Below are 18,300 nucleotides of genomic sequence, written 5' to 3' on the forward strand. Positions count from 1 at the left end.
TTCCTCTTGAAGGTCCGCCAGGTGGCGGATGGTTATGCCCCTATGGGCGATTGGTCCGCGACGCCGCGGTAGGTGAAGCTGGTCGGCACCGTATAGGTCGCCGATTCGGTGATGGTTGGGCCCTGCTCTACCGGCTCGGTGATCATTCCCTCGAAGCCGTTACGGCTGAGCGGGGAGTCGACCTGGAAGAGCGCGGACAGCTCATCGACCAGCGCTTCGGCTGTGGCCAGGGCTTGGCCTGCAGGGCAAGTGATGCTGACTTGGTAGACACCGGTGTACTCGTAAGCTTCGCCGCCCAGGTATCGGCAGGTAGTCGCCCCGGGGAGCTGGAAAGCTTGCAGGTAAGTTTCATCCTGCTGCGGCTCGAAGCCCTCTTCGAAGTTCGCAACGCGGGTCGGTCGCGACGCCGCCCAGGCCATCAACATGATTTCGATGGCCTGGCGGGCTCGTGCATGGCTCATACGCTGTTGTTCCTGATGGCTTCGTCGACGATGCGTTGGAAGTTGGCCAAGGTCACCCGGACCATGCCGGCTGGGGCTTGTGTTGAGTGGCCGTACTCCAGCGGAATGGCGTATGGCAGGTTGTTCACGATGTACGCGGTCTGGCCGATGCTCAGGGCCTGGACCTGCGCCAACAGCGCGGCGATCGCCTCGCTGCCTGACGGGTCAACACGCTCGAGTTCTTCGGTTGCAGGTGAGTCGATGGAGAATTGCCAGTTTCCACGGAACCGCCCACCGACGTAGCCCTGGCCCGCCACCAGGCCATTGGTGGCGAAGTTCTGCTCGCGCTCGGTCTTGGTCAGTGGCTTGGCGTACTTCACCCCCTTGCGCAGATTGCCGGCTTTGGTGAAGTTGTCCTGGTTCAGGTTGATCAGGGTGTTGCGGACCGCGACCTTGAAGTCGTAGTCATCGGCGGCTCTGGTTGCCTTGGCCCGATGGGCCACGTTAGCCGCCCATATCTCAGGGTTGCCTACCGGCGACATGCGGATAACGCTGCTGCCGATCTCGATCACGATTTCGCGGAAGGTAGCGTCCAAGGCTTGCTCCGCCTGCTCGGCGAATGCCCGGATAGCTTCAGCAAACCCGCCCTGCTGGCCACCGTATCGCTGGGCCATGTGTGAGCCACGCGCCATATCACTTCCTCAACTGGATGGTCCAAGTCGCCTGGACAGGGTCCTGGGACACGTTGAGTGCGCGGTAGCCGCTCACCTGGTCGCCGATCTTGGGCAGCGCCGGAACATCGGTTACAGCGCTTGCCTGCCCCTCGAACAATTCGTTCTGCAGCACCAGCAGCTTCACGTCCTCGGTTTGGATGCGCGAGCCGTCGATTTCCTTGGCCAGGTAGCTACCGAACACACCGCGCCCGGCGTAACTGATGGTCGAGGCCGGGACAGTGCCGCCGATCTCGGGGTCATATCCGCCCTTCAGGGTGCGGGATCCGGCTACAGGCTTCACCGCGTCGCCAAGGCCGTCTGGATCATCGAACGCTTCCGCCAGCTCCGCTTGGAGTTCTTCGCGCATGCCCATGGGTCAGATCCTCTTGAGCATTACGGTGCCGGCGCGGCGGGTCCAAGGTGCGATGAGGTCGAGAGCGAAGTTCTCGCCGGTCGAGCGATCAACAGACCCCGCGACGTAGGTCTTGCTAGTCGACGTCCCAGCCTGCGCTGATACAGTCTTGCTCTGCACCTCTCGCTGGGTGTCCTTGTACAGCTTGCCGTCAGCAGCCAGCTTGGCCACCTGTACGCCGGCAGTGATGATCGCATCCGGCACCACCTTGGGCACCGCACGCTTTATCTTAGCCGTGAGCCAGGCGTTGGCCATGGTCACGGCAAGGACCCCATCAGCCTCGCCAGCCCACCCCTGCCCCAGTGCCTGGTCGACGTCGGCGACGGTGATGAAGTCGGTCATGGCTTATTCCTTCGGCGGGATGAGGGCCTGCAGCTCGGGCTTGTTGAGGGCGGGATCGAAGGTGATGCCCTGGGCCGTCAGCCACTCTTTGAGCTCCGGGACCTTCATCTTGTGAGGATCAGTTTCGGGATCGCCGCCACCCTCCTCCTCAATCGCCTTGTCGATCTCCGCTTGGCTGCTAACCGGGGCGTAGCCGCTCGGTGGGTAGGCCGACGCCTTGTAACCCTCTCCCACCCATTGAGCGACGGTAGGGCCATCCAGGCGCAGACCTTCCTCGATCTCGCTCACGCTGATGCCATGGCGCTGGTAGGCCTCGCCGATGTGCGGGGCACTCCCCTGCACGGATACCGAGGTAGCACCGTCGATCACGCCGAAGAACTGATCCAGACGGCGATAGCAGGTATCGCGCTCGCTGCCCGGGTTGTTGGTGTAGATGACTTTCATGCTGATCTCCTGCGCAGGGCGCCAGGCAGGCGCCCTGCATCATGGGGTCAAGGGGTGGCGGTGCCACTGATGACCGCGGCGAACGGAACCTGTTTGCGATCGAACACGCGCTTCCAGTTAGCCGCGGCAGCGTACTGGGTGGCACTCGGGCTCAGGTTGCGGTTCTCGCTGCCCTGCCAGCTGAAACCGGCCGGCTGGAGGATGTAAGTCTTGCGCTCCCACAGCACCTCGGCACCGCCACCGTTACCGCCGTCCGGCTTGCGCTGCATCTCGACAGGCATGTGCGGATCGCCCTCGCCATAGCCGAAGGCGCCTTGGCCGAAGAACAGCGACAGGTACTGGCCCGGGGCGTAGATCAGGCCGTCATCCATGAACACCGGCTTGCCAAGGTAGGTGGCCAGGATGACCTTGCCCTGCGAGTCGCGCAGGTACTCGATCATGTCCTGCTTCACCATCTGGTTCATCACGACCGAGTGCACGCCGATCGCGGCGAACATGTCGGCGGCGTCACCAGCGGTGAAGGCAGCGTCTTGGAAGGCGTTTGCGCTGATGGATGCGCCCGCATCTTTCACCATATCCCCGCCGTTGTTGGCGATGTTGGACGCAATCACGCCGCGGGCCGCCCCCATCAGGTAGCGCTGCCATTGGCGGGTCCAGTAGGTGCCGAAGCGGTTGCGGATGTGCTGCATCGGCTCGGAGTTGGCCAGCTCAGCAGTCAGGTCGGATACGCCATAGCCCTTGTTGAGGTACAGGGTGCGGGCGCGCATGCTGCCCTGCTCGGCCTTGCCGACGGCTCCCAGGTCATCAGGGTCGTCGTTGGAGATGTTCGGCGCCTCATCGGCGTCCAGATCCTGCCAGTAGCTGATCTCGGAAGTGCCTTGGCCGTTCTTGGCGATGCCGTCCAGAGTCGCGGAACGGGTGATGATGCCCGACTCATAAACGGCGGTCTTCTCTGGGGAGTTCACCGGCTCCAGAGTTCCGTAGTAGTTGGCAACGAAGATGTCCGACAGTTGGGTAGATGCCATGGGTTAGGTTCCTCGGGTGGCTTGGAGTTTTTTGAAAGCGTCGGGGTTGTCACGAGCCATCGCAGCACGCTCGGTCTCGGTGTACTCGCCCCATTTCTTCGTGGCCTTGCCACCGTTGTCGCCGGTCTGCCCGGCACCCTGAGCCCTTGGCCACAGGTGGGTAGCGGTTTCGCGCAGCGATTCCGCCCATTCGTGAGGAGACAGTGGGCTTTTGCCGTCCTTGCCGTAGATGACCTGGCCATCTCGGTCAGTGGCGATCGGCTCACCGTCTTCGCTCAGTTTGAAAGTGCCGCGGGCGCGAAGGATGATGTCCTCGGCAGCCTCGGGCAGCGCGCCAGCCTTGATGGCGGCAGCGCGGATGGAGTCGGCCAGCACCTTGTCACTGTATTTGGCAGCGAAGGCTTCGGCCTTCTCGGCACGGTCGTTCGCGGCCTTGATCTGCTTGTCGAGATCGCAACGCAGGCGCTCGGTGCGGCGGCTGACGACCTCGTCCAGCTTGCCCTCGGCGATCAGTTTGGTCTCTTCGTCCTGGCCAGCCTTGGTGAGTAGGCCTTTGACCGCCTCGATGTCTAAGCCGTCGAACTGCCCTTTGAGCTTGTCCAGTTCGGTCTTGATGGTCTTGTTAGAGCCGATCAGCTCCTGATTCTTGGTCTTGAGGCCCGAGACCTCACCGTCCAGGAATTTCTGTACCTCGCCGCCCAGCGCTGCCTTGAGTGCTGCGGCCTGAGTGTCATCGAGGGTGAGGCCGTGAGCGGCCGGGTCGAAATCAAAAGGCATGTCAGTATCCCCTGGGGATTAGATGGGCCCGCCTTGCGGGCAAAGAAAAGCCCGTGGATATGGGCCTAGGTAAATTTCATCGAGTAGAATCGCCGCCAATTTCAAACACCGAGATCCAGACCAATGCAGCAAGAGAAGAACAACTCGGACGTAAAGCCAAAGAAGCGATTTCAAGTAAGCGACGTCATAGCCGCAGCAGCAATCGCGGCTTTAGCTACGCTTGCCGTCGCCGGACTGAGCGTGATTTCAGGAAAGATCACTACGAATCAAGCAAGGGAGCAAAGCTGCATCAGCCGGATCGATAGCCAAGAGGCGATTTTTCGTGAGAAAGCCGCGATAGTTCTCGGGAGCCTTGGAGATATGATTGGAGTTGCAACAGCGACACAGGAAGATCGAACTGCATATAACTCCGCCGCTCAGCGAGTCATCAGAGCTTCCTACGAGCTAACGGCTTACACCGGCGCTACGAAACTTGGGGTGAATGTGCTGAAAATTGCTGCCTCGGCCAAACGTGCAATGTCTGTGAAAACCGAGGAGCAAAAACAGCAGGCGCATCAAGAAACCGGATCGACGTTTGCTGACTGGCCAGCTCTCTATGACGAAGTATTGAGTGATTACGAGCATAAAAGAGAGCTTTGCCGGGCCTGATAACCTCTAAAGACCTGCCTTGGAGAAAGCCAAAGGCTCCAACTCCTTGAGCTGGTCGAGCGTCAGCGGTTTGAAATTTTTGTCCAACTGCAGCGAGGCGAATCGCTCGGCGCTCAGCCCACCAGCGCGGAAAAGCTTGGCACGCGCCGGGCCCAGCGCGGCGTCCTGGAACGACGCTGGCTGCGTCTTTAGCCACTGGTAGTAGCTAAGGCTGGCCGAGACCTGCGCACCGCCAGAGGCGCCCACAGATGCGCGGGTGGCGCCCTTCGCGAATACCGCAAACAACTTGGTGATCGGTGTGATCGTTGTTCGGCAGTTGACGTGGAGCGGCGGCACTGGCCCCTTGCCTAACTCGAACTCCCGCCCATCGAGGCTCTTGCACTGCTGGCTGGTCTTCCTGTCGAGTGTGGCCACGATCCGGTAGCCCGGGACGAACTCGGCATTCGCGGCCAGCGTCTCCATGCGGGCCGTGGCGGAAACGTGCTGCACAGCGGTGTGCACGACCGACCTGGCATTGCGGTTGCTCACCGCGAGCACGCCATCGGTGAAGTTCTGCGCCGCGGTACCTCGTATGGCCTGGGTGATCTCGGCGTTGGTCTGGCCCTGCAACACCCCAAGCCGGATCGCATTGGTCACTCGCGTCGACTCGGTGCGAGTCCAGCCATTGAGGAATGGCTTCAGCAGCGTTCCGCCATCGATTCCCGACACCTGCAGCGGCTGAGTGTTGATCGCCGCCCGGATGAGCGAGTCACTCGGCATGATGGCGTTAATCAGCAGAGCCTTGGCCAGGCTTTTTCCTTCGAAAGCCGCCTCGTAAAGTGCGATGTCGACCAGGTCGGCCTGCATGCGATCGCCGAAAGCCTGGTAGATGCCCAGCAGCTTGCCGCCCACCCGTCCGAGGAATTCCTCAAGCCGGCTGCGGCTGTAGGTGGTCAGCTCCTTTCGCGTGAGTTGGTCCCGAACCTGCGTATCCACTTGGCGCAGGACCGTCTCGAACTTCTTGATCTCACCCGCCTTAAGCCTCTCCAGCAGCACCGCGTGCCGACTTACCTGCTCCAGCAGCACCTCGTCCGCTGTCTGTGTCGGTTTCGTCGCCATCATCTTTGTCCAGGTTGAGGCCGGCTGACTCGCGCTCGTCGCTGATCAGCCCGGCCTCTTCGTCGTAGGCTCGCTCAGGCAGCTTGCCGGTGGTGAGGTACTGCCAGTAGGTCTCGGCGCTGATCGTGCCGGCCATGACACTCTTCTGCAGCTCGGCAAGCACCTGGGCGTTGACCTCTGGAATCACAAACTCTGGCTTGACGGTGAAGACCACGTCGTCCGGGTTGTAGCCAGTCCACTCTGCGGCGTACCGCAACGCCTGCTCAATGGCGGCAGCCGCGGTGATGACGATGCTGTGCAGCGTGGCATGCTGGTCGTTCTGCCGTGTCTTGCGCGCCTCGCCCGATTCAGTGCCGGATACGTCCATGACCTTGGCGCCAGCCTCAAGGGCTGCGCTTTTCTGGTCGGACATGGCGGTGCGTACGGCTTCGACACCGGCGCCCTGGAACTCGAGATACCCGCACTGACCTTTTGGGCCGAGATCCCAAGCCGCCGAAGGCCCGGTGACGCTCAACTCAACGCTTTCGTCCAGGCCGGATACCCACGGCTGCGGGTGGCTGGTCTGGTGCAACGCGGTGAAGTAGTCGGCACTGAGCTGGTAGGACTTGAGCGCGGCGCGCGCCATGGTCAGCAGCGGAATCTCGTCCACGTCGGGCGAGTTGTCGGTCGATCCGCAGTAAATGACCGGGATGTACTCGAGACCTCGCACCAGCCGGTTGTCGTTGCCAACCGTGCCAAGTGGCCGGGCATCTTCGATCAGCTCGCCTGCCTGGTTACGCACTGACGTGAAGCAGACATCTCCATCCATGTAGAACTCGCGGAAGACTGTCACACACTCATGGCTGTAGCGGTCCTCGGCGTCCTTCTTCCGGAACTCCCGGAACACGGACAGCACCAGGTCCTGACGACCGCCTTGGTCGGCAGTGTCCCAATTGATCGCGTTGCGCACAGCGTAGGTAGCGAAGTACGGCTGGCCAGCATCGTCGACGTTGACCACCAACGGCACCCGGCCGTGAGAAATCGCCTGACGCACAATGCGCAGAAATAGCTGGGCCAGGCCGAAGCCGTCGGCGGTAGCGTTCTCTTCCAGATCCTTCAGCCCACTCGGCAGCTTCACCTCTGGGATGAGCCGTGACACCAGCCCCATCATTGAGCGCAGCGAGTCGCGCACCCAGTGCTCATACTGCGCCCGGGCCGTGTAGTTCTGGTACAGGTAGGCATTGCCCTGCCCGTCCAGCTTCTCCGCCTCCACCATACCGCTGGGCTTGGGTAGGTTGCGCTGATTGCTCTTGATGGCGCCCTCGCCCTCAAGCGCGTCGTCCATCATCCGCCACTCATCAATGTGAGCGTCGTAGTCTGGGTTGGTGGATTGAACAGGCATTACGCCAAACCTCCGATGCGGCGAGTGCCGGCCGACTGGCTCTTGATTGGGTACCGCTTGGCGATGAAGTAGCCGGCGGCGTCGTTCATGTGGTCGTGGCCCTTCTTGGGGTCTTTGTCCGGCTCGCCCTTGTCGGTGTACGTCTGCCGTTCGAGGCACTGCGTGAGCTGCGGGCACTGGTCAATGTTGACCTTCAGGCGTCGCTCGCCGTAGGTGTTGAGAAACATAGCGTTGACCGCGTTGACGCGATCCTTGACGCCCGGGTTCTGCGAGTCGACCACGACGGTGAAGCCCGCCTTCTTCAGCAGGGATAGATCCGACTCACTGGCATTCTTGCTGCTTGTGTTCTGGCCGCTGGCGTCTGGGTAGACCGAGATGCTGTGGCTCTGGAAGCGCACCTTGATCTTCTCGATCATCTCCGGCGTGTCGCGGACCGTGTGGAACTCATCCAGCGCAAGGGGCAGGCCGTCGCGCACGACGTACACCACTGCGCTCATCTTCATGACGTTGAAGTCCATGCCGATATGCAGCGCCTCGCCGGGCTGAATTCGCTCACTGGTTCGGCACTCGGCTCGGTCGAAGGTGTAGTAGACGACCCCTGCATAGTTCTCGAACCCCGCCTCGTATTCCTGCCGGAACGTGCGTGGGTCCATCTTGCGCCGAGCCGCATCCAGCTCCTCAGCCGGTACGTTGCCGCCCTGTAGCGACGTGTACTGCCAGCTCTTGTGGTCTGGCTCACCCCCCGCCTGGCCGTCGCGGTAGGTGTCGTAGCAATGGTTGAACCCCTTAGGCGTGCCGATCCTCAGGGCGTGGCCACCCTTGCGGCTTTCACCAGTGCTCGCGATGGTGTACTGGCAGGTCGAGAGCATTGGCCGCAGCACTTCCTCCCACGCCGCCCACGGGCAGTCGGCCCACTCGTCCACCAGCACGAAGAACAAGCCGGAGCCGCGCAGGTTGTCGTAGTTGTCCAGGCCGACCACGCGCATGATGTGGCCGGACTTCAGGGTGATTGAGCATTCGGTCTCGTTTGGCCGGGCCGCACGCCAGGCTTCAGGAATCGCCTGCTTCAGCCGGCGCCAGAACACGCGCTTGGCCTGCTTGAAAGTCGGCGCGCCGTACCAGATCTCGTCCTCAACGCTCACGCCCCACTCCGCAGCAAGTCGGGCCGCACGGCGCATCTCAGCCTTGCCGAGGAAGGTCTTACCAAAGCGTCGGCCGCACACCGCATCACGGAAGCGCGCCTCAGGCTGAAACCCCCAGCAATAGATGTTCGCCTGCTTCGGCGTCAGCTTTACCGGCGCGTCATAGGTGCGGGGAAGTGGGGACATTCTCGTCTGGCTCCAGCGTGTACTCAGCAACTGCGTGCTGCTGGTCCGCCTGGGAGCCCAGGGGCTTGTCGGGTTCGATCTTGCGGTTGACGTACATGTCACCGCACTCCTTGGCGGCCTGCTCGTACAGCTGGGCTGTCAGCGCCAGGTTGCGCATGGTCTCGGCCTTCTCGGCCATCCGCCCTAGCCCGCGCAGCCGGAACGCTCGGTTGGCGATCGGGATATCCGCTGCCTCCTCACGAAAGCGCTTGCGGCTTTCATGAAACAGGTCCGCCCATTTCTGGGCCAGGCCACGCCCAGCGTACTTCGTCGGGTCATGTCCCTCGCAGACCTGCCGGCTGACGTCCAGGCCAAATTCTTTCTTGACGGCCTCCACCACCTGGGAAGGTGTATCGAAGCAGGCCAGAGCCTGAACAATGAAGGCTTTGACCTCGCTTCGTAGTGTTGCCATAGGGTAATCGCTCGTCAGGACCTGTCAGGATTCAGGCCGATTTGAGCAGGCAGGTTCCGCAGGCCCTCGAAATGTTGATCTTGGCCACCTCAGGCGGCCGGCTTGCAGCGTCGATCAGCTGCTGTACGTCGCGGCTGGCACCGTAGCGGCGGACCACACCGATGAACTCCTCGACGTCGTGCCCGCGCATCTCAAGCTTGGGCATGCCGTCTTGGGTGAATGCCGGGGCACCGTACTTATCGAGCTTGTGCGCTATGTGGTAAAGCTCGTGTTCGACTAGGGCGCAGAACTCTGCCTCGGTGCACTGAGCGCAGTAGTCAGCGGCGAGAGTGATCAGGAACTCAGGCTCTTCGCCGAACCAGTCACGCATCTGCTGCTCTTGCCGTACCTTCTGCCAGCCGCCGGCGCGAATCATCAGCTGCTCTGCCTGGCCCAGCACCGTCCTACCCTTCTTCGCGAACGCGGACGACGCCCACAGCAGGCCGATATTCGCGTCGATGAGGTGAGCATGATCTTCGTTGTGGATGCTGCCGGTGGTGGCGATGATCTCGGCCTGTATCCACTCCCACACCTCAGGAGCCGGGCGAAGCGTGAGCAAAGGCGCATCACACATGCCTGCAGGCGGAATGGGTCTATTCACGGCTCACCTGCGACTTGCAATAGTGGCTTTTCGCCGGTATTGATAGCGATCCACCACCGCAGAGGTAGCGTCATGTTTCCGTTTAAGGTCGGCCTTATGAGCTTGGTTTTTCCATTGGCCATGTGCGCGCTCTACTTGCTGGGACGGCAGGTACGGCGATTCATAGCCTACGCCGACAACACTAGCCCCCCTCGAGAGCGCGCGAAGGTTTATCTGGTGCTTATCGCCCTGATGGGTTTTATCTGCGGCAGCCTGTTCCAGCCGACCTTCGATATGGGAATGCAGTGCAAGGCATATCAGCAGCCTGTCATCAGCTGCACCGTGTCGCAGATGTTCAATCAGAACTAAATCCCGTCATCAATGTGCCGCACTCACCTGCGGCACACCTACCCTTCCCCGCTATCCAGCAGCACGTCGATCAGCTTCTGCTCAGCGAGACGAAACATCGCCAAGGACTGCAGGTCGTCGGCCGCCGGACCGAAGGCGAATAATTCAACCTGCCCAGATGAGTCGCGCATAGCCATGACGCCTATGCTGCAAACGGGTAGCTCTCCGCTATCCAGCTGCTCCGCGATCCTGCGCAACGCTTTCGAGGCATCACGCCAGTTCTCGCGCTGGAACTCAACGACCTTCATTGAGCCACCAGCTTGTGCGTCTCGGCGTGGGCATGGCCATGCAGCAGCGCAACGATCATTCCTTGAGGCAGGCCAGACTTCTTGGCCTCGTCGACCGCAGCGATCAAGCTGGCGTCCAGGGCATTTACCGCGGCCACCACCTCAGGCGATAGCGGCAAGGCATGATGCAAACGAGAAACTTTGCTCATGTGGCGTGCCCCTCCAAAGGCTGGGCGAAGGTGAACGTCACCCCCTCCTCTGGCGCGAAGTGAGAGTAGCTGGCGTTTTGCAGAAGACACCCTCCTCCCAACGCCTCAGTAGCCGCATCACCGTACTTGGTGATGAGTGCTGCCTTCAGATCCGCTTCAGTCAGCGTCAGCGTGATGTCGTTGAAGTGGATCAGAGTTGTCTTGATGCCCATGAGAGCTCCGGCGCCACGAAACGGCGCATGTCGATTTTGTGGCGCGCCCTAAGGCGATACCCGATTGAGGGCCTCATCAGCCTTATCGGCCGCCTTGGTAGCGGTAGTCGCCGCCTTGGTTGCCTTCTCGGCTGCCGAGCTGGTCTTGCGGGTCAGCTCATCCAGGCGGTGGTCACGTTGCAGCGTGGCCTCGTCGTAGGCGGCGCGGATCTCCGCGACCTGCTGACGGTAGGAATCAGCCAGCGCCCACTGCCCGAGCTGGAAGCCGAAGAATACCCCGCCTGTGACCAGCAGCATGGCGATGAACCAGACCTCGACACGGCGCCACCAATGGCGGGCCATGAATTGGATTGCGCATTTGTCCATCAGGTGGCACCTCCCAGCTTCCCGCGCAGCCTGGCTATTTCTTCGCTCTGAGCGGTGACCTGCATGGACAGCAGCTCTACCTGCCTGGTGAGTGCCAGTATGTTGCCTTCCAGCTGCCCCATGGATCGGGTGAGTTCGTTGCGCTCCTGGGCGAACTGGTCAGCGCGGGCTTCGGCAAGCTTGCGGGCCTCTCGCTCTGAGTCGAGCAGCTCGTTCAGCCGGCGCACGGTGCCGATGTCGGCGTTATCCATGGCGCGGTCAGCAGCATCCTTGGAGAGGAACTTACGCAGCCACAGAAAGCCTCCCAGCAATACGGTGCCCGTTCCGCCCAGCCAGGTAGCTGTGCCTGGGCCAAGGTCGGTCGGGTCCATTTATTCTCCAACTATGATGAAGAGCGCCCCAGTGGTCGGCACAGGGCCAACGCCCTTGCCCTGACTTCACTTAAACGCTAAAAGAATCGACGGCCGGGATGGCCCTCAATCGGAACTGGAAAATGCTCAATCAATCGCTATACGTCATCGAGTATCAGCTTCATGGAGAGGCTCGAAGCTGCATCATCCGCACAGAGAAGATGGACAATGCTGAAGCGTGGCACTGGGCCGCCTGTGACGCTGGGGTGGGGGTAATTCCCAAGTTCGGCGCTTCCAACCTCAAGAAGATCTCGCGCCCTTTGGCCGAGCGGTATGGCATAACCGATACCAGATGGCGGAGGTCGGAGAGCACATGAAATACCGAATCGACTACAACATGAAGGGCCAACCGCGCTTTTGGGTATGCGAGTCCGATGTCGAACTCCAACAGGATGATGCGTTGGCCGTGGTCTTGAGCCTACATGGGCATTCAGATCCTGTAGCCGATATGCGCAAGTCCGTGCCTTCAACCATTGGAGAACAACGGGTAGCTGTCTCGGATTTAGGTATTTCGGATGTGCGACTTCAGCTGTTGGGCTAAACGACCACCCGGTGGAGCATGCCGCCGGGCTTGAGCTCGTCGCGGATGACCTGGCGTAAAAGTTCGGCACGGCTATCGCCCGCGCCGATGGCCTCGATGCAACTGAGCAGCTGATCGCAGATGGCGCTCTCGCTGATCAGGCCGGACATGACCTTCTGTCCCGCATCGGTGGTCGTGGTTTTGATCTCGATCCGCACGGGATCTACCAGCCCTTGGTCAACAGTCGCTTTGTTGATGAACACCTGGCCATCGATCACAACGAATGGCTCGCCTGGCTCGTTGGCGCGCTTCACAACCTCAAGCTGGCCGATTTCGGCAGATTGGAGCACTGCCTGGGCGGCACGGATTTGGCGGGCTGACTCACCGTAGAAGACCACCTTGCCCATGCGCAGTGGCTCTACTGCCTCCTCTGGCTTCACATGTACATCCGCAGAGGCGACCCGTGCAGTCAGGGCGGTGGTAGCGCGTGCCGCAGCAACCCTGCCCATCGACAGCTCAGCGCGGAGCCCGCTCAGGTTGGTCTCGATTGCGAACAGCTGCGCCTGTATGGATTCGCTCATCGGTTTGCTCCAGAAATGAAAAAGCCCCGGCAAATGCCGAGGCTCGATATGGAAAAAGTAGCGTTAGAAAATTAGGTAACCAGCAATGAGTGCGAACAAGATGAGAACGACCGTTTTGGCGAGATAACCAGGTGCCTTCCAGATCAGTACAGCGCCGAAAACTAGCAGTGCTGCGCCCGCCGCCATGCCCACTCGGTCCGAGGTTACTGGCGAAAACCCGGAACTCTTCATCGACTTTTCCACCATCTGCCAAAGTAAGCGGGCTTCGTGCAAGCAAACGCCACCCAGGAATAAGAAGGCAAGTTGAAAACCATGCGCGGCATTCCTGCTGGGATCACGGCCATAGTCTGAGCTTGACGAACTCGCTGCTTTTTCGCGGATTTCACGATCGGCCCATTCTGCGTCATGCGCGTGAAAGTGCTCATTCCCTCTCGAGTCCCTGTGCCAGCCGTCTCTGTCGCTCATTGGTACACATCCCTGATGGAAGTTGCTTTCATCTGCAGGATAGTAGCCAATGGCTTTCATCTTCGCTATAGCGCGAGGTCACGCCGCTGCACAATGGTGAGACCTGAGACAGGGAAGGAAGCAGGTGCTCTTGAGGCCCTCTTGCGGGCAATAAAAAACCCGGCACAGTGGCCGGGCTTTGGTTCGTCATTCTTAACACGCAAGAAGGACAAGATAGAGGTAAATGTATGCCATTCTGCCACTAATCGTCAAGCGGCAATTTTCTGAATCAAGCCCTCGGCATCAAGAATCTCCTGAGCCTCTGTGAGCGCCAGATCTACGCGGCGACGCAGCTCCTTGCATAGCCCCGCCTTCCACCGGTACTGGGTGCGCTCGGCGACCGGCTCATCGAGCCAGTTATCCATGCAGTACCAGGCGGCAGGCAGACCGTTGGTCGATCGCTTCCCTTCCTGCCCGGGCAGCTTCGGCATGGCCCAGGTCACCACCGCTGCGTGACGGAATCGCTCCGGCGCCGGTGAGCGGATGGCCTTGGCAATTGCGATGATCGCTTCGTGCTTGCGCTCGGCGTGCGTGGAGTACTGCGCAACCAGCACCAGCCAGTGCTCGGTGGCCAGCTGGGTGCGCAGCCTGGCGTGCACCATGCAGTCGATCAGGAATGCGGCTTCCTTGCCAACGATGGCGCCCTTCTGCTTGGCGGCCTGCACCTTCGGCTCGAAGTCGCAACCGCCCGCGCTGTTGATCGTCTCAGCCGCCAGAGCGCGGACTACCGCTGATACCACGTTCTGATAGTTCACAGGCCCTGCTCCTTCTTCAGGCGATTCGAGATCAACATGCCCCGCACAATGCAGTAGGCGCCAAAGATGGCCATGGCCAGCAGCAGGAGCTGGCCGGTGTCGGTTGGTGTCCAGTTCATGCTGCCCCCTTCAATTCTCGAATGAGCGCCCGATAGCGCACCTTGATCGCCTTCAAATCCTCAATCGTGTACCGCTTGGCCTCATGAGGCCCTTCGATCCAGTCGACCTGTTCTTGGCCAATGCGGCGGATCAGCTCCAAGCGGTACTCCACGATGTTCCCCGACAGCTGCGTGTTGCACGGCGAGCACTGCTTGTGCACGTTGAGCGGATCGAACCGAAGCTCAGGGCAGGCAGCGGTCGTGCGATAGTGGCCGGCGTCATACTTGCCATGGTGGTGCCGCCCGCAGCTGATGCACGGCAGCGCTTCGTCGCGCAGACGCACCCACTGGTTGAAAACCACTTGAGCCTCACGAATGTGATCGGCGCGGCTCTTGAGCTTCTCCTTGCGCACCTTGATCTCTCGGCGCTCGCGCTGGGCGATGGCCTTGCGGGCGACTATCTGGTTCCTAAGCTCACCGGCGATGGCCAGACCGCACTGCCAGCCGCAGACCTTCTGCCCCAACTGCATAGGCGTGAACTTGGCGCCGCACGCTGGGTTCTTGCAGGTCTTCTGCTTCACTTCCTTGAGTGCTACGCGCATGGCTCGGCTTCCTTGGCTTTCTGCTGATCGAGTTCGAAGTCGCCGCGTAGGGGCATTAGCTCCGAAGGCCTGTAGAGGTAATGGCAGCCTTCCTTGGTGACCATAACCATTTGGCATTTCGTGCAGCGGCGAGCATCAGGCGTTTGATACTCGTCCCCCGCCTCAAGAATTCGCCGAACCTCGACGCATGCCCCTACCCCGACGTGCTCGGGAATTGATACCAGCGTCAGCGCCAGGTCGCCCGGCTTGAATTGATGGCTCATGCCGCCTCCTCCCCCAGCAGATCAGCGAAGTGCACGCCGCGCGCAGCGAACTCCTCAACAATCCGGTCGGTGTACTGGCAGCCCTGGGCGCGGTTGAACAGGCGGGTAACCGGGAAACCATCCGGCCCGAACATGGCACACGGGCCCATCCAGCGCAGCTTGATCTCGTACGGCAGACTTAGCAGCGCCAGGTTGTAGCCGTCGCGGAACTCCTCGCAGGAGGCGCGCATGATCGGCACGCCGTGGTGAAGCTTGCAGTAGCGGCGCACCTCTTCCGCGTCGCCCATCTCAGTGCTCTTGGCGATGCGCTCATACATGGCGAACCACAGAGCGTTCTGGTCCAGAGTGCGGTCCTTGCCTGGGCGCATGCTGACCACGACGAACTTCTTGTCGCGGAACAGCCGGGTCATCATGGTGATGGCCTCGGACAGCTTGGCCTGGCAGTTGACGCTGATCTTCTCGGTCATGGCTTCACCGCCTGCCAGTAGGCCGTATGGGTTGGCGAGGTGGCCACCAGGCCTTTGCGCTTAAGACGCTGGCATGCCTTGGAGACTTCTTCTCGGCTCAGGCGCACGGCGCCAGACATCGCCCAGGCAGTTGAGCCCAGGCAACCTTGGAGGTACTTCAACACTCGTGCATCAGCCTGGGCGCGCTGCTCGCGCATCTTTTTGGTGTCCATCAGTGCTGCTCCTGGTGAAATCTGACAAGCTCGTCGAACAGCGATTTCGGGATTTCCTGCCACTCGTAGCCGTCCCAGTTTTCAATCGACCAGAAGAACTTTCCCCCCTCCTGTTTCACCGCTAGCCCGCCGTATGCATTTCCTATGTCGCCGATATTTCTGAAGTTAATCTCCATCACACCCCCTCCCCGGCCGGCTGCCCGGCGCGCTTGATGTTCAACTTGGCCATCAGCTGCGCACGGCAGGCTGCGGCGGTGGTTGGGATCTGCTGGATCTCCAGCAGGCGGGCCTGGCGCTGCTTGGCATGCTCGTCTGCGAGCTCCAGCAGGCTTTTCTGGCTGTCGTGGCCGATGCCGGTGGCGATCCTCCCGTCGAGCGGTTCGCCCTCCTGAGCGCGGCGCAGGACGATCTGGTAGGCACGATCAAAGCGAGCCTGGAGCCCCTTGTCGCTCTGCTGTGCGGCGCGCAGGTCGAACAGGCCGGTGGCCACGGCGGCGATCTTCACGGCCTCGTGGCTGTACATTCCCATCAGTGCCTCGATCCAGGCATCAGCAGGTGCAGGCATGCCGAAGTCCTCAGGCGTCGGCTGGCACATGGCGATGAACTCGCCGACACTCGGCGCGAAGGGCTTCTTGAGCTTGCGGCACTTCTCGATGCCGAACTCGATCTGCTCGAGCGTGCGGATGCCCTCGGAGGCAAACTCCTTGATCCACTCCTCCTTGGCAGCGGCCAGGGCCTCGGTGGACGGCCAGGCTTGGCGCCAGGCAGGGAAGATGCCGCGCAGGCGGCGGAACAGGTCGTTCACCACCTCGGCAGTCTCCAGCGAGACGACCACGGTGCCGCCGTGCAGCTCTGGCGGACGGTTGGCCATAGCGGCCATCAGTTGGTTGGCTGATTTCATGGGCGCACCACCAGGTTTCGAGCCCACTCGGTGTCGTTGAAATCAGGCTCGTTGCGGCGCACTGGCAACTGGTGGACGTTGGCCGCGACCTCTGGCACTTCGTCCTCCCAGCGCTTCCCGTTGAGCCAAGTCGACGCATGCGGGATGAACTGGCCGTTGTCCTTGGTCCAGCCCGGGGTGACAGAGTGCTTGGCCAGCGCAGCGATAATCTCGTCGAACAGTGGCTGGGTGAGCTTGATCTTCGCCCAGGCCTTCTCGGCTTTGTCCTTGCCAACCTTGCGGGGGTACAGCTTCCAGAACCTCGAAAACAGCTCGGCAGAGTCAGGAGCCGCAGGCGACGGAGTGAGGGAATCAGGAATCAGGAATCCGGAATCAAGAGAGAGGGAATCAGCCGGGAAAGAAACATGCGAGTCTGGTGCTTGCACCGTGCTTGCACCAGACTCAACCTGCGACCCCTCTAAACCGGGCATTTCAGGGATGGTGCTCTTCGCCTCTTTGACGTGCGGGTTCTGGTGTTTGGCCCAGTTGATCACCTGGATCGCTTTCACATCGCCCACGGTGTAGCGCTTGATGAACCCCAAATGATCCAAGTCATCCAGCATGCGATTGATGTCGACGTTGTCAGCCGGGAACAGGGCCATTTTCAGGCGGCGCGGACGATCCTCTAAGCGCCCTTCCCGGTCAGCCTCGGTCCACATGCCGATGAACAGCAGGCGAGTGGCGAAGTCCAGCTCTGCCAGGTGTTCGTTCGAGAAGAACCCTGGCTTGATGTTTCTTGACCTGGCCATCATTGACGTCCTTTGCCGATAAGCTCGGCAAGCTCAGCGAACCGCTCAACATACCAATGAGGCTGGGTTTCGCGGGGGGATTGGGGACTGGTGAGGTTCTTGCCGAAGCACAGACCCTTGTCGGTGATGGCCCAGAACGTGACGGTCTCCTGCTTGGAGTTCTTACGCTGCATGACCTTGATCAGCCCAGCCTGTTGCAGGGAATTGTTGAACGAAGCGGGCGACATACGGATTCCGTTGTCCTTGAGCAAGGCGGTCAGGGCCTTGGTCGGCAGCGAGCTGCCACCAGCTGCGTCCGCCGGAGCATCCACGGCATAGCTGGGCAGAAATTTCGGATCGAGGCCGTTGTTCTCGGCGATCCTGGCGAGCATCTGCATCTGGCAGGACGCGGCAGGCTTCAGGAGGCGCGTGAAGCACTCCATGATGGCGATCTCGCCAATGACCTTGGTGCCGTTTGCCATGACAGCCTGGCGCGCCTCGGACTGGCCTTCGAGCTCTCGCCAGCGGCGGATAACCTTCATGCGCAATGCCGGGCTGTAGCCGGTTAACAGGCAGTCGGTGTGCTCGCGGTCGAGCAAGTACTGAACTTGCTCGCGGTCGAGCAAGTACTGAACTTGCTCGCGGTTCTGCCCGTCCAGGTAGATGTGCTCAAAACTGAGCACATCTTCTTTGAGGTCAGCGAGCATGGTGGCGATGTCTCGCTTCACGTTGTTGTGACGCTTGCCAGTCAGGCTGGCGATTTCGCGAGAAGACATCGTGCGCGCCACGAAATCGTGGCTCGCATTTTGTGGCGCGGGCCGTTTGAGGGCCTGTACACTTTGGGTCTGCATATGCATAATTCCCTTACAGAGTTTTGTGTTGCAGAGAGCCGGGCCTTCACCCCCGGCTTTTTTGTGCCCGCAATTCGGGCTTATCAGGGCCTGTTCAGGCCTTGCGCTGGAACGGAAGAACCGCCCCCCTCGCGTTTCGAGGTTTCGTTCGGCTGGCCAGCTCTCGATCAATCAACTCGGCTGCTAGCGCTTCCGGGGTAATCCCCCGCTTTCGCGCCTCTCGCTCAAGCAAATCCATCGATCCCGGGTCCAGACCGAATTGTTCGGTC

32 protein-coding genes and 1 pseudogene are annotated in these 18,300 nt (G+C 61.0%); 4 read left to right on the plus strand and 29 right to left on the minus strand.

The genetic code is table 11. The features are described 5' to 3' along the window. Positions 1-32: 32 nt before the first annotated feature. The 7 genes from ACIOAU_RS15625 to ACIOAU_RS15655 are packed head-to-tail and all read right to left on the minus strand — an operon-like array spanning position 33 to position 4,153. Complete coding sequence (locus tag ACIOAU_RS15625) at positions 33-461, minus strand: phage tail terminator-like protein (protein ID WP_401183057.1); 429 nt, start codon at positions 459-461, stop codon at positions 33-35. After that, positions 458-1,132 (minus strand): hypothetical protein, encoded by a 675-nt coding sequence (locus tag ACIOAU_RS15630; protein WP_220633915.1) that lies wholly within the window; start codon positions 1,130-1,132, stop codon positions 458-460. The genes ACIOAU_RS15625 and ACIOAU_RS15630 overlap by 4 nt, the downstream gene beginning before the upstream one ends. Before the next feature lies 1 nt (position 1,133). Beyond that, entirely contained in the window at positions 1,134-1,526 is a 393-nt protein-coding gene (locus ACIOAU_RS15635) for a hypothetical protein (protein ID WP_220633916.1), read from the minus strand. Between the two features lie 3 nt (positions 1,527-1,529). Further along, on the minus strand, positions 1,530-1,907 hold the full coding sequence (locus ACIOAU_RS15640) for a hypothetical protein (protein ID WP_220633917.1): 378 nt from the start codon (positions 1,905-1,907) through the stop codon (positions 1,530-1,532). 3 nt (positions 1,908-1,910) lie between these two features. Beyond that, on the minus strand, positions 1,911-2,351 hold the full coding sequence (locus ACIOAU_RS15645; protein ID WP_220633918.1) for a hypothetical protein: 441 nt from the start codon (positions 2,349-2,351) through the stop codon (positions 1,911-1,913). Positions 2,352-2,398: 47 nt separating this feature from the next. Beyond that, positions 2,399-3,376, minus strand: coding sequence for a major capsid protein (locus ACIOAU_RS15650; RefSeq protein WP_401183062.1), 978 nt, complete (start codon positions 3,374-3,376; stop codon positions 2,399-2,401). A 3-nt stretch (positions 3,377-3,379) separates the two neighbouring features. Continuing rightward, positions 3,380-4,153, minus strand: coding sequence for a hypothetical protein (locus ACIOAU_RS15655; protein ID WP_220633920.1), 774 nt, complete (start codon positions 4,151-4,153; stop codon positions 3,380-3,382). A gap of 123 nt (positions 4,154-4,276) precedes the next feature. On the opposite strand from ACIOAU_RS15655, the gene ACIOAU_RS15660 reads away from it, so the two are divergent. Further along, positions 4,277-4,801 carry a hypothetical protein gene (locus ACIOAU_RS15660; RefSeq protein WP_401183064.1) on the plus strand — a complete coding sequence of 175 codons (525 nt, stop codon included), beginning with the start codon at positions 4,277-4,279 and terminating at the stop codon, positions 4,799-4,801. 6 nt (positions 4,802-4,807) lie between these two features. Here ACIOAU_RS15660 and ACIOAU_RS15665 read toward each other — a convergent pair whose 3' ends face one another. Genes ACIOAU_RS15665 through ACIOAU_RS15685 form a run of 5 tightly spaced genes read right to left on the minus strand, consistent with a single transcriptional unit; the run spans position 4,808 to position 9,699 of the window. After that, entirely contained in the window at positions 4,808-5,899 is a 1,092-nt protein-coding gene (locus ACIOAU_RS15665) for a minor capsid protein (RefSeq protein WP_220633922.1), read from the minus strand. Beyond that, positions 5,817-7,280, minus strand: coding sequence for a DUF4055 domain-containing protein (locus tag ACIOAU_RS15670; RefSeq protein WP_401183067.1), 1,464 nt, complete (start codon positions 7,278-7,280; stop codon positions 5,817-5,819). The genes ACIOAU_RS15665 and ACIOAU_RS15670 overlap by 83 nt, the downstream gene beginning before the upstream one ends. Further along, the gene (locus ACIOAU_RS15675) at positions 7,280-8,608 is read right to left on the minus strand and encodes a terminase (RefSeq protein ID WP_401183070.1); all 1,329 of its coding nucleotides are present in this window, start codon (positions 8,606-8,608) and stop codon (positions 7,280-7,282) included. Before ACIOAU_RS15675 ends, ACIOAU_RS15670 begins: the two co-directional genes overlap by 1 nt. Next, positions 8,583-9,059, minus strand: coding sequence for a DUF2280 domain-containing protein (locus ACIOAU_RS15680; protein WP_401183073.1), 477 nt, complete (start codon positions 9,057-9,059; stop codon positions 8,583-8,585). Before ACIOAU_RS15680 ends, ACIOAU_RS15675 begins: the two co-directional genes overlap by 26 nt. A gap of 31 nt (positions 9,060-9,090) precedes the next feature. Further along, the gene (locus ACIOAU_RS15685; RefSeq protein WP_401183076.1) at positions 9,091-9,699 is read right to left on the minus strand and encodes a putative metallopeptidase; all 609 of its coding nucleotides are present in this window, start codon (positions 9,697-9,699) and stop codon (positions 9,091-9,093) included. Between the two features lie 72 nt (positions 9,700-9,771). On the opposite strand from ACIOAU_RS15685, the gene ACIOAU_RS15690 reads away from it, so the two are divergent. Next, on the plus strand, positions 9,772-10,047 hold the full coding sequence (locus ACIOAU_RS15690; RefSeq protein ID WP_401183079.1) for a hypothetical protein: 276 nt from the start codon (positions 9,772-9,774) through the stop codon (positions 10,045-10,047). Between the two features lie 38 nt (positions 10,048-10,085). Here ACIOAU_RS15690 and ACIOAU_RS15695 read toward each other — a convergent pair whose 3' ends face one another. The 5 genes and pseudogenes from ACIOAU_RS15695 to ACIOAU_RS15715 all read right to left on the minus strand — a co-directional run. Continuing rightward, complete coding sequence (locus ACIOAU_RS15695; RefSeq protein WP_401183082.1) at positions 10,086-10,334, minus strand: hypothetical protein; 249 nt, start codon at positions 10,332-10,334, stop codon at positions 10,086-10,088. Next, positions 10,331-10,522 (minus strand): hypothetical protein, encoded by a 192-nt coding sequence (locus ACIOAU_RS15700; protein ID WP_401183085.1) that lies wholly within the window; start codon positions 10,520-10,522, stop codon positions 10,331-10,333. Before ACIOAU_RS15700 ends, ACIOAU_RS15695 begins: the two co-directional genes overlap by 4 nt. After that, positions 10,519-10,734 (minus strand): hypothetical protein, encoded by a 216-nt coding sequence (locus ACIOAU_RS15705; protein ID WP_401183088.1) that lies wholly within the window; start codon positions 10,732-10,734, stop codon positions 10,519-10,521. Before ACIOAU_RS15705 ends, ACIOAU_RS15700 begins: the two co-directional genes overlap by 4 nt. A 48-nt stretch (positions 10,735-10,782) precedes the next feature. Further along, positions 10,783-11,100, minus strand: coding sequence for a hypothetical protein (locus ACIOAU_RS15710; RefSeq protein WP_060489639.1), 318 nt, complete (start codon positions 11,098-11,100; stop codon positions 10,783-10,785). Next, positions 11,084-11,471, minus strand: a pseudogene (locus tag ACIOAU_RS15715) (hypothetical protein); the annotation flags it as partial. The gene ACIOAU_RS15710 and the pseudogene ACIOAU_RS15715, both read right to left, overlap by 17 nt. Positions 11,472-11,593: 122 nt before the next feature. Between ACIOAU_RS15715 and ACIOAU_RS15720 the strand changes: the two are divergent. Continuing rightward, positions 11,594-11,827: a DUF6555 family protein gene (locus ACIOAU_RS15720; RefSeq protein WP_401183091.1), complete on the plus strand. Its 234-nt coding sequence runs from the start codon at positions 11,594-11,596 to the stop codon at positions 11,825-11,827. After that, the gene (locus ACIOAU_RS15725) at positions 11,824-12,051 is read left to right on the plus strand and encodes a hypothetical protein (protein ID WP_401183094.1); all 228 of its coding nucleotides are present in this window, start codon (positions 11,824-11,826) and stop codon (positions 12,049-12,051) included. Before ACIOAU_RS15720 ends, ACIOAU_RS15725 begins: the two co-directional genes overlap by 4 nt. Here the strand turns inward: ACIOAU_RS15725 and ACIOAU_RS15730 are convergent. The 12 genes from ACIOAU_RS15730 to ACIOAU_RS15785 form a co-directional block, all read right to left on the minus strand. Then, positions 12,048-12,611, minus strand: coding sequence for a hypothetical protein (locus ACIOAU_RS15730; RefSeq protein ID WP_401183096.1), 564 nt, complete (start codon positions 12,609-12,611; stop codon positions 12,048-12,050). The genes ACIOAU_RS15725 and ACIOAU_RS15730 overlap by 4 nt on opposite strands. A 63-nt stretch (positions 12,612-12,674) precedes the next feature. After that, positions 12,675-13,076: a hypothetical protein gene (locus ACIOAU_RS15735; RefSeq protein WP_401183097.1), complete on the minus strand. Its 402-nt coding sequence runs from the start codon at positions 13,074-13,076 to the stop codon at positions 12,675-12,677. Positions 13,077-13,324: 248 nt separating this feature from the next. Next, a complete protein-coding gene (locus tag ACIOAU_RS15740) occupies positions 13,325-13,870 on the minus strand; it encodes a hypothetical protein (protein WP_401183100.1) in 546 nt (181 codons plus the stop codon). Continuing rightward, the gene (locus ACIOAU_RS15745; RefSeq protein WP_401183103.1) at positions 13,867-13,989 is read right to left on the minus strand and encodes a hypothetical protein; all 123 of its coding nucleotides are present in this window, start codon (positions 13,987-13,989) and stop codon (positions 13,867-13,869) included. The genes ACIOAU_RS15740 and ACIOAU_RS15745 overlap by 4 nt, the downstream gene beginning before the upstream one ends. Then, a complete protein-coding gene (locus tag ACIOAU_RS15750; protein ID WP_401183106.1) occupies positions 13,986-14,570 on the minus strand; it encodes a recombination protein NinG in 585 nt (194 codons plus the stop codon). The genes ACIOAU_RS15745 and ACIOAU_RS15750 overlap by 4 nt, the downstream gene beginning before the upstream one ends. Beyond that, a complete protein-coding gene (locus ACIOAU_RS15755) occupies positions 14,561-14,833 on the minus strand; it encodes a hypothetical protein (protein ID WP_401183109.1) in 273 nt (90 codons plus the stop codon). Before ACIOAU_RS15755 ends, ACIOAU_RS15750 begins: the two co-directional genes overlap by 10 nt. Then, on the minus strand, positions 14,830-15,300 hold the full coding sequence (locus ACIOAU_RS15760) for a hypothetical protein (RefSeq protein ID WP_401183112.1): 471 nt from the start codon (positions 15,298-15,300) through the stop codon (positions 14,830-14,832). Before ACIOAU_RS15760 ends, ACIOAU_RS15755 begins: the two co-directional genes overlap by 4 nt. After that, positions 15,297-15,512, minus strand: coding sequence for a hypothetical protein (locus tag ACIOAU_RS15765; RefSeq protein ID WP_401183115.1), 216 nt, complete (start codon positions 15,510-15,512; stop codon positions 15,297-15,299). Before ACIOAU_RS15765 ends, ACIOAU_RS15760 begins: the two co-directional genes overlap by 4 nt. Beyond that, positions 15,512-15,688: a hypothetical protein gene (locus ACIOAU_RS15770; RefSeq protein ID WP_401183118.1), complete on the minus strand. Its 177-nt coding sequence runs from the start codon at positions 15,686-15,688 to the stop codon at positions 15,512-15,514. Before ACIOAU_RS15770 ends, ACIOAU_RS15765 begins: the two co-directional genes overlap by 1 nt. Continuing rightward, complete coding sequence (locus tag ACIOAU_RS15775; RefSeq protein WP_401183121.1) at positions 15,688-16,413, minus strand: replication protein P; 726 nt, start codon at positions 16,411-16,413, stop codon at positions 15,688-15,690. Before ACIOAU_RS15775 ends, ACIOAU_RS15770 begins: the two co-directional genes overlap by 1 nt. After that, a complete protein-coding gene (locus tag ACIOAU_RS15780) occupies positions 16,410-17,201 on the minus strand; it encodes a hypothetical protein (RefSeq protein WP_401183124.1) in 792 nt (263 codons plus the stop codon). Before ACIOAU_RS15780 ends, ACIOAU_RS15775 begins: the two co-directional genes overlap by 4 nt. Next, positions 17,201-18,037: a Rha family transcriptional regulator gene (locus tag ACIOAU_RS15785; protein WP_401183127.1), complete on the minus strand. Its 837-nt coding sequence runs from the start codon at positions 18,035-18,037 to the stop codon at positions 17,201-17,203. Before ACIOAU_RS15785 ends, ACIOAU_RS15780 begins: the two co-directional genes overlap by 1 nt. Positions 18,038-18,300 lie beyond the last annotated feature (263 nt).

The sequence above is a fragment of the Pseudomonas sp. NPDC088322 genome (assembly GCF_044740745.1).
Classification (GTDB): Bacteria; Pseudomonadota; Gammaproteobacteria; order Pseudomonadales; family Pseudomonadaceae; genus Aquipseudomonas; species Aquipseudomonas shirazensis.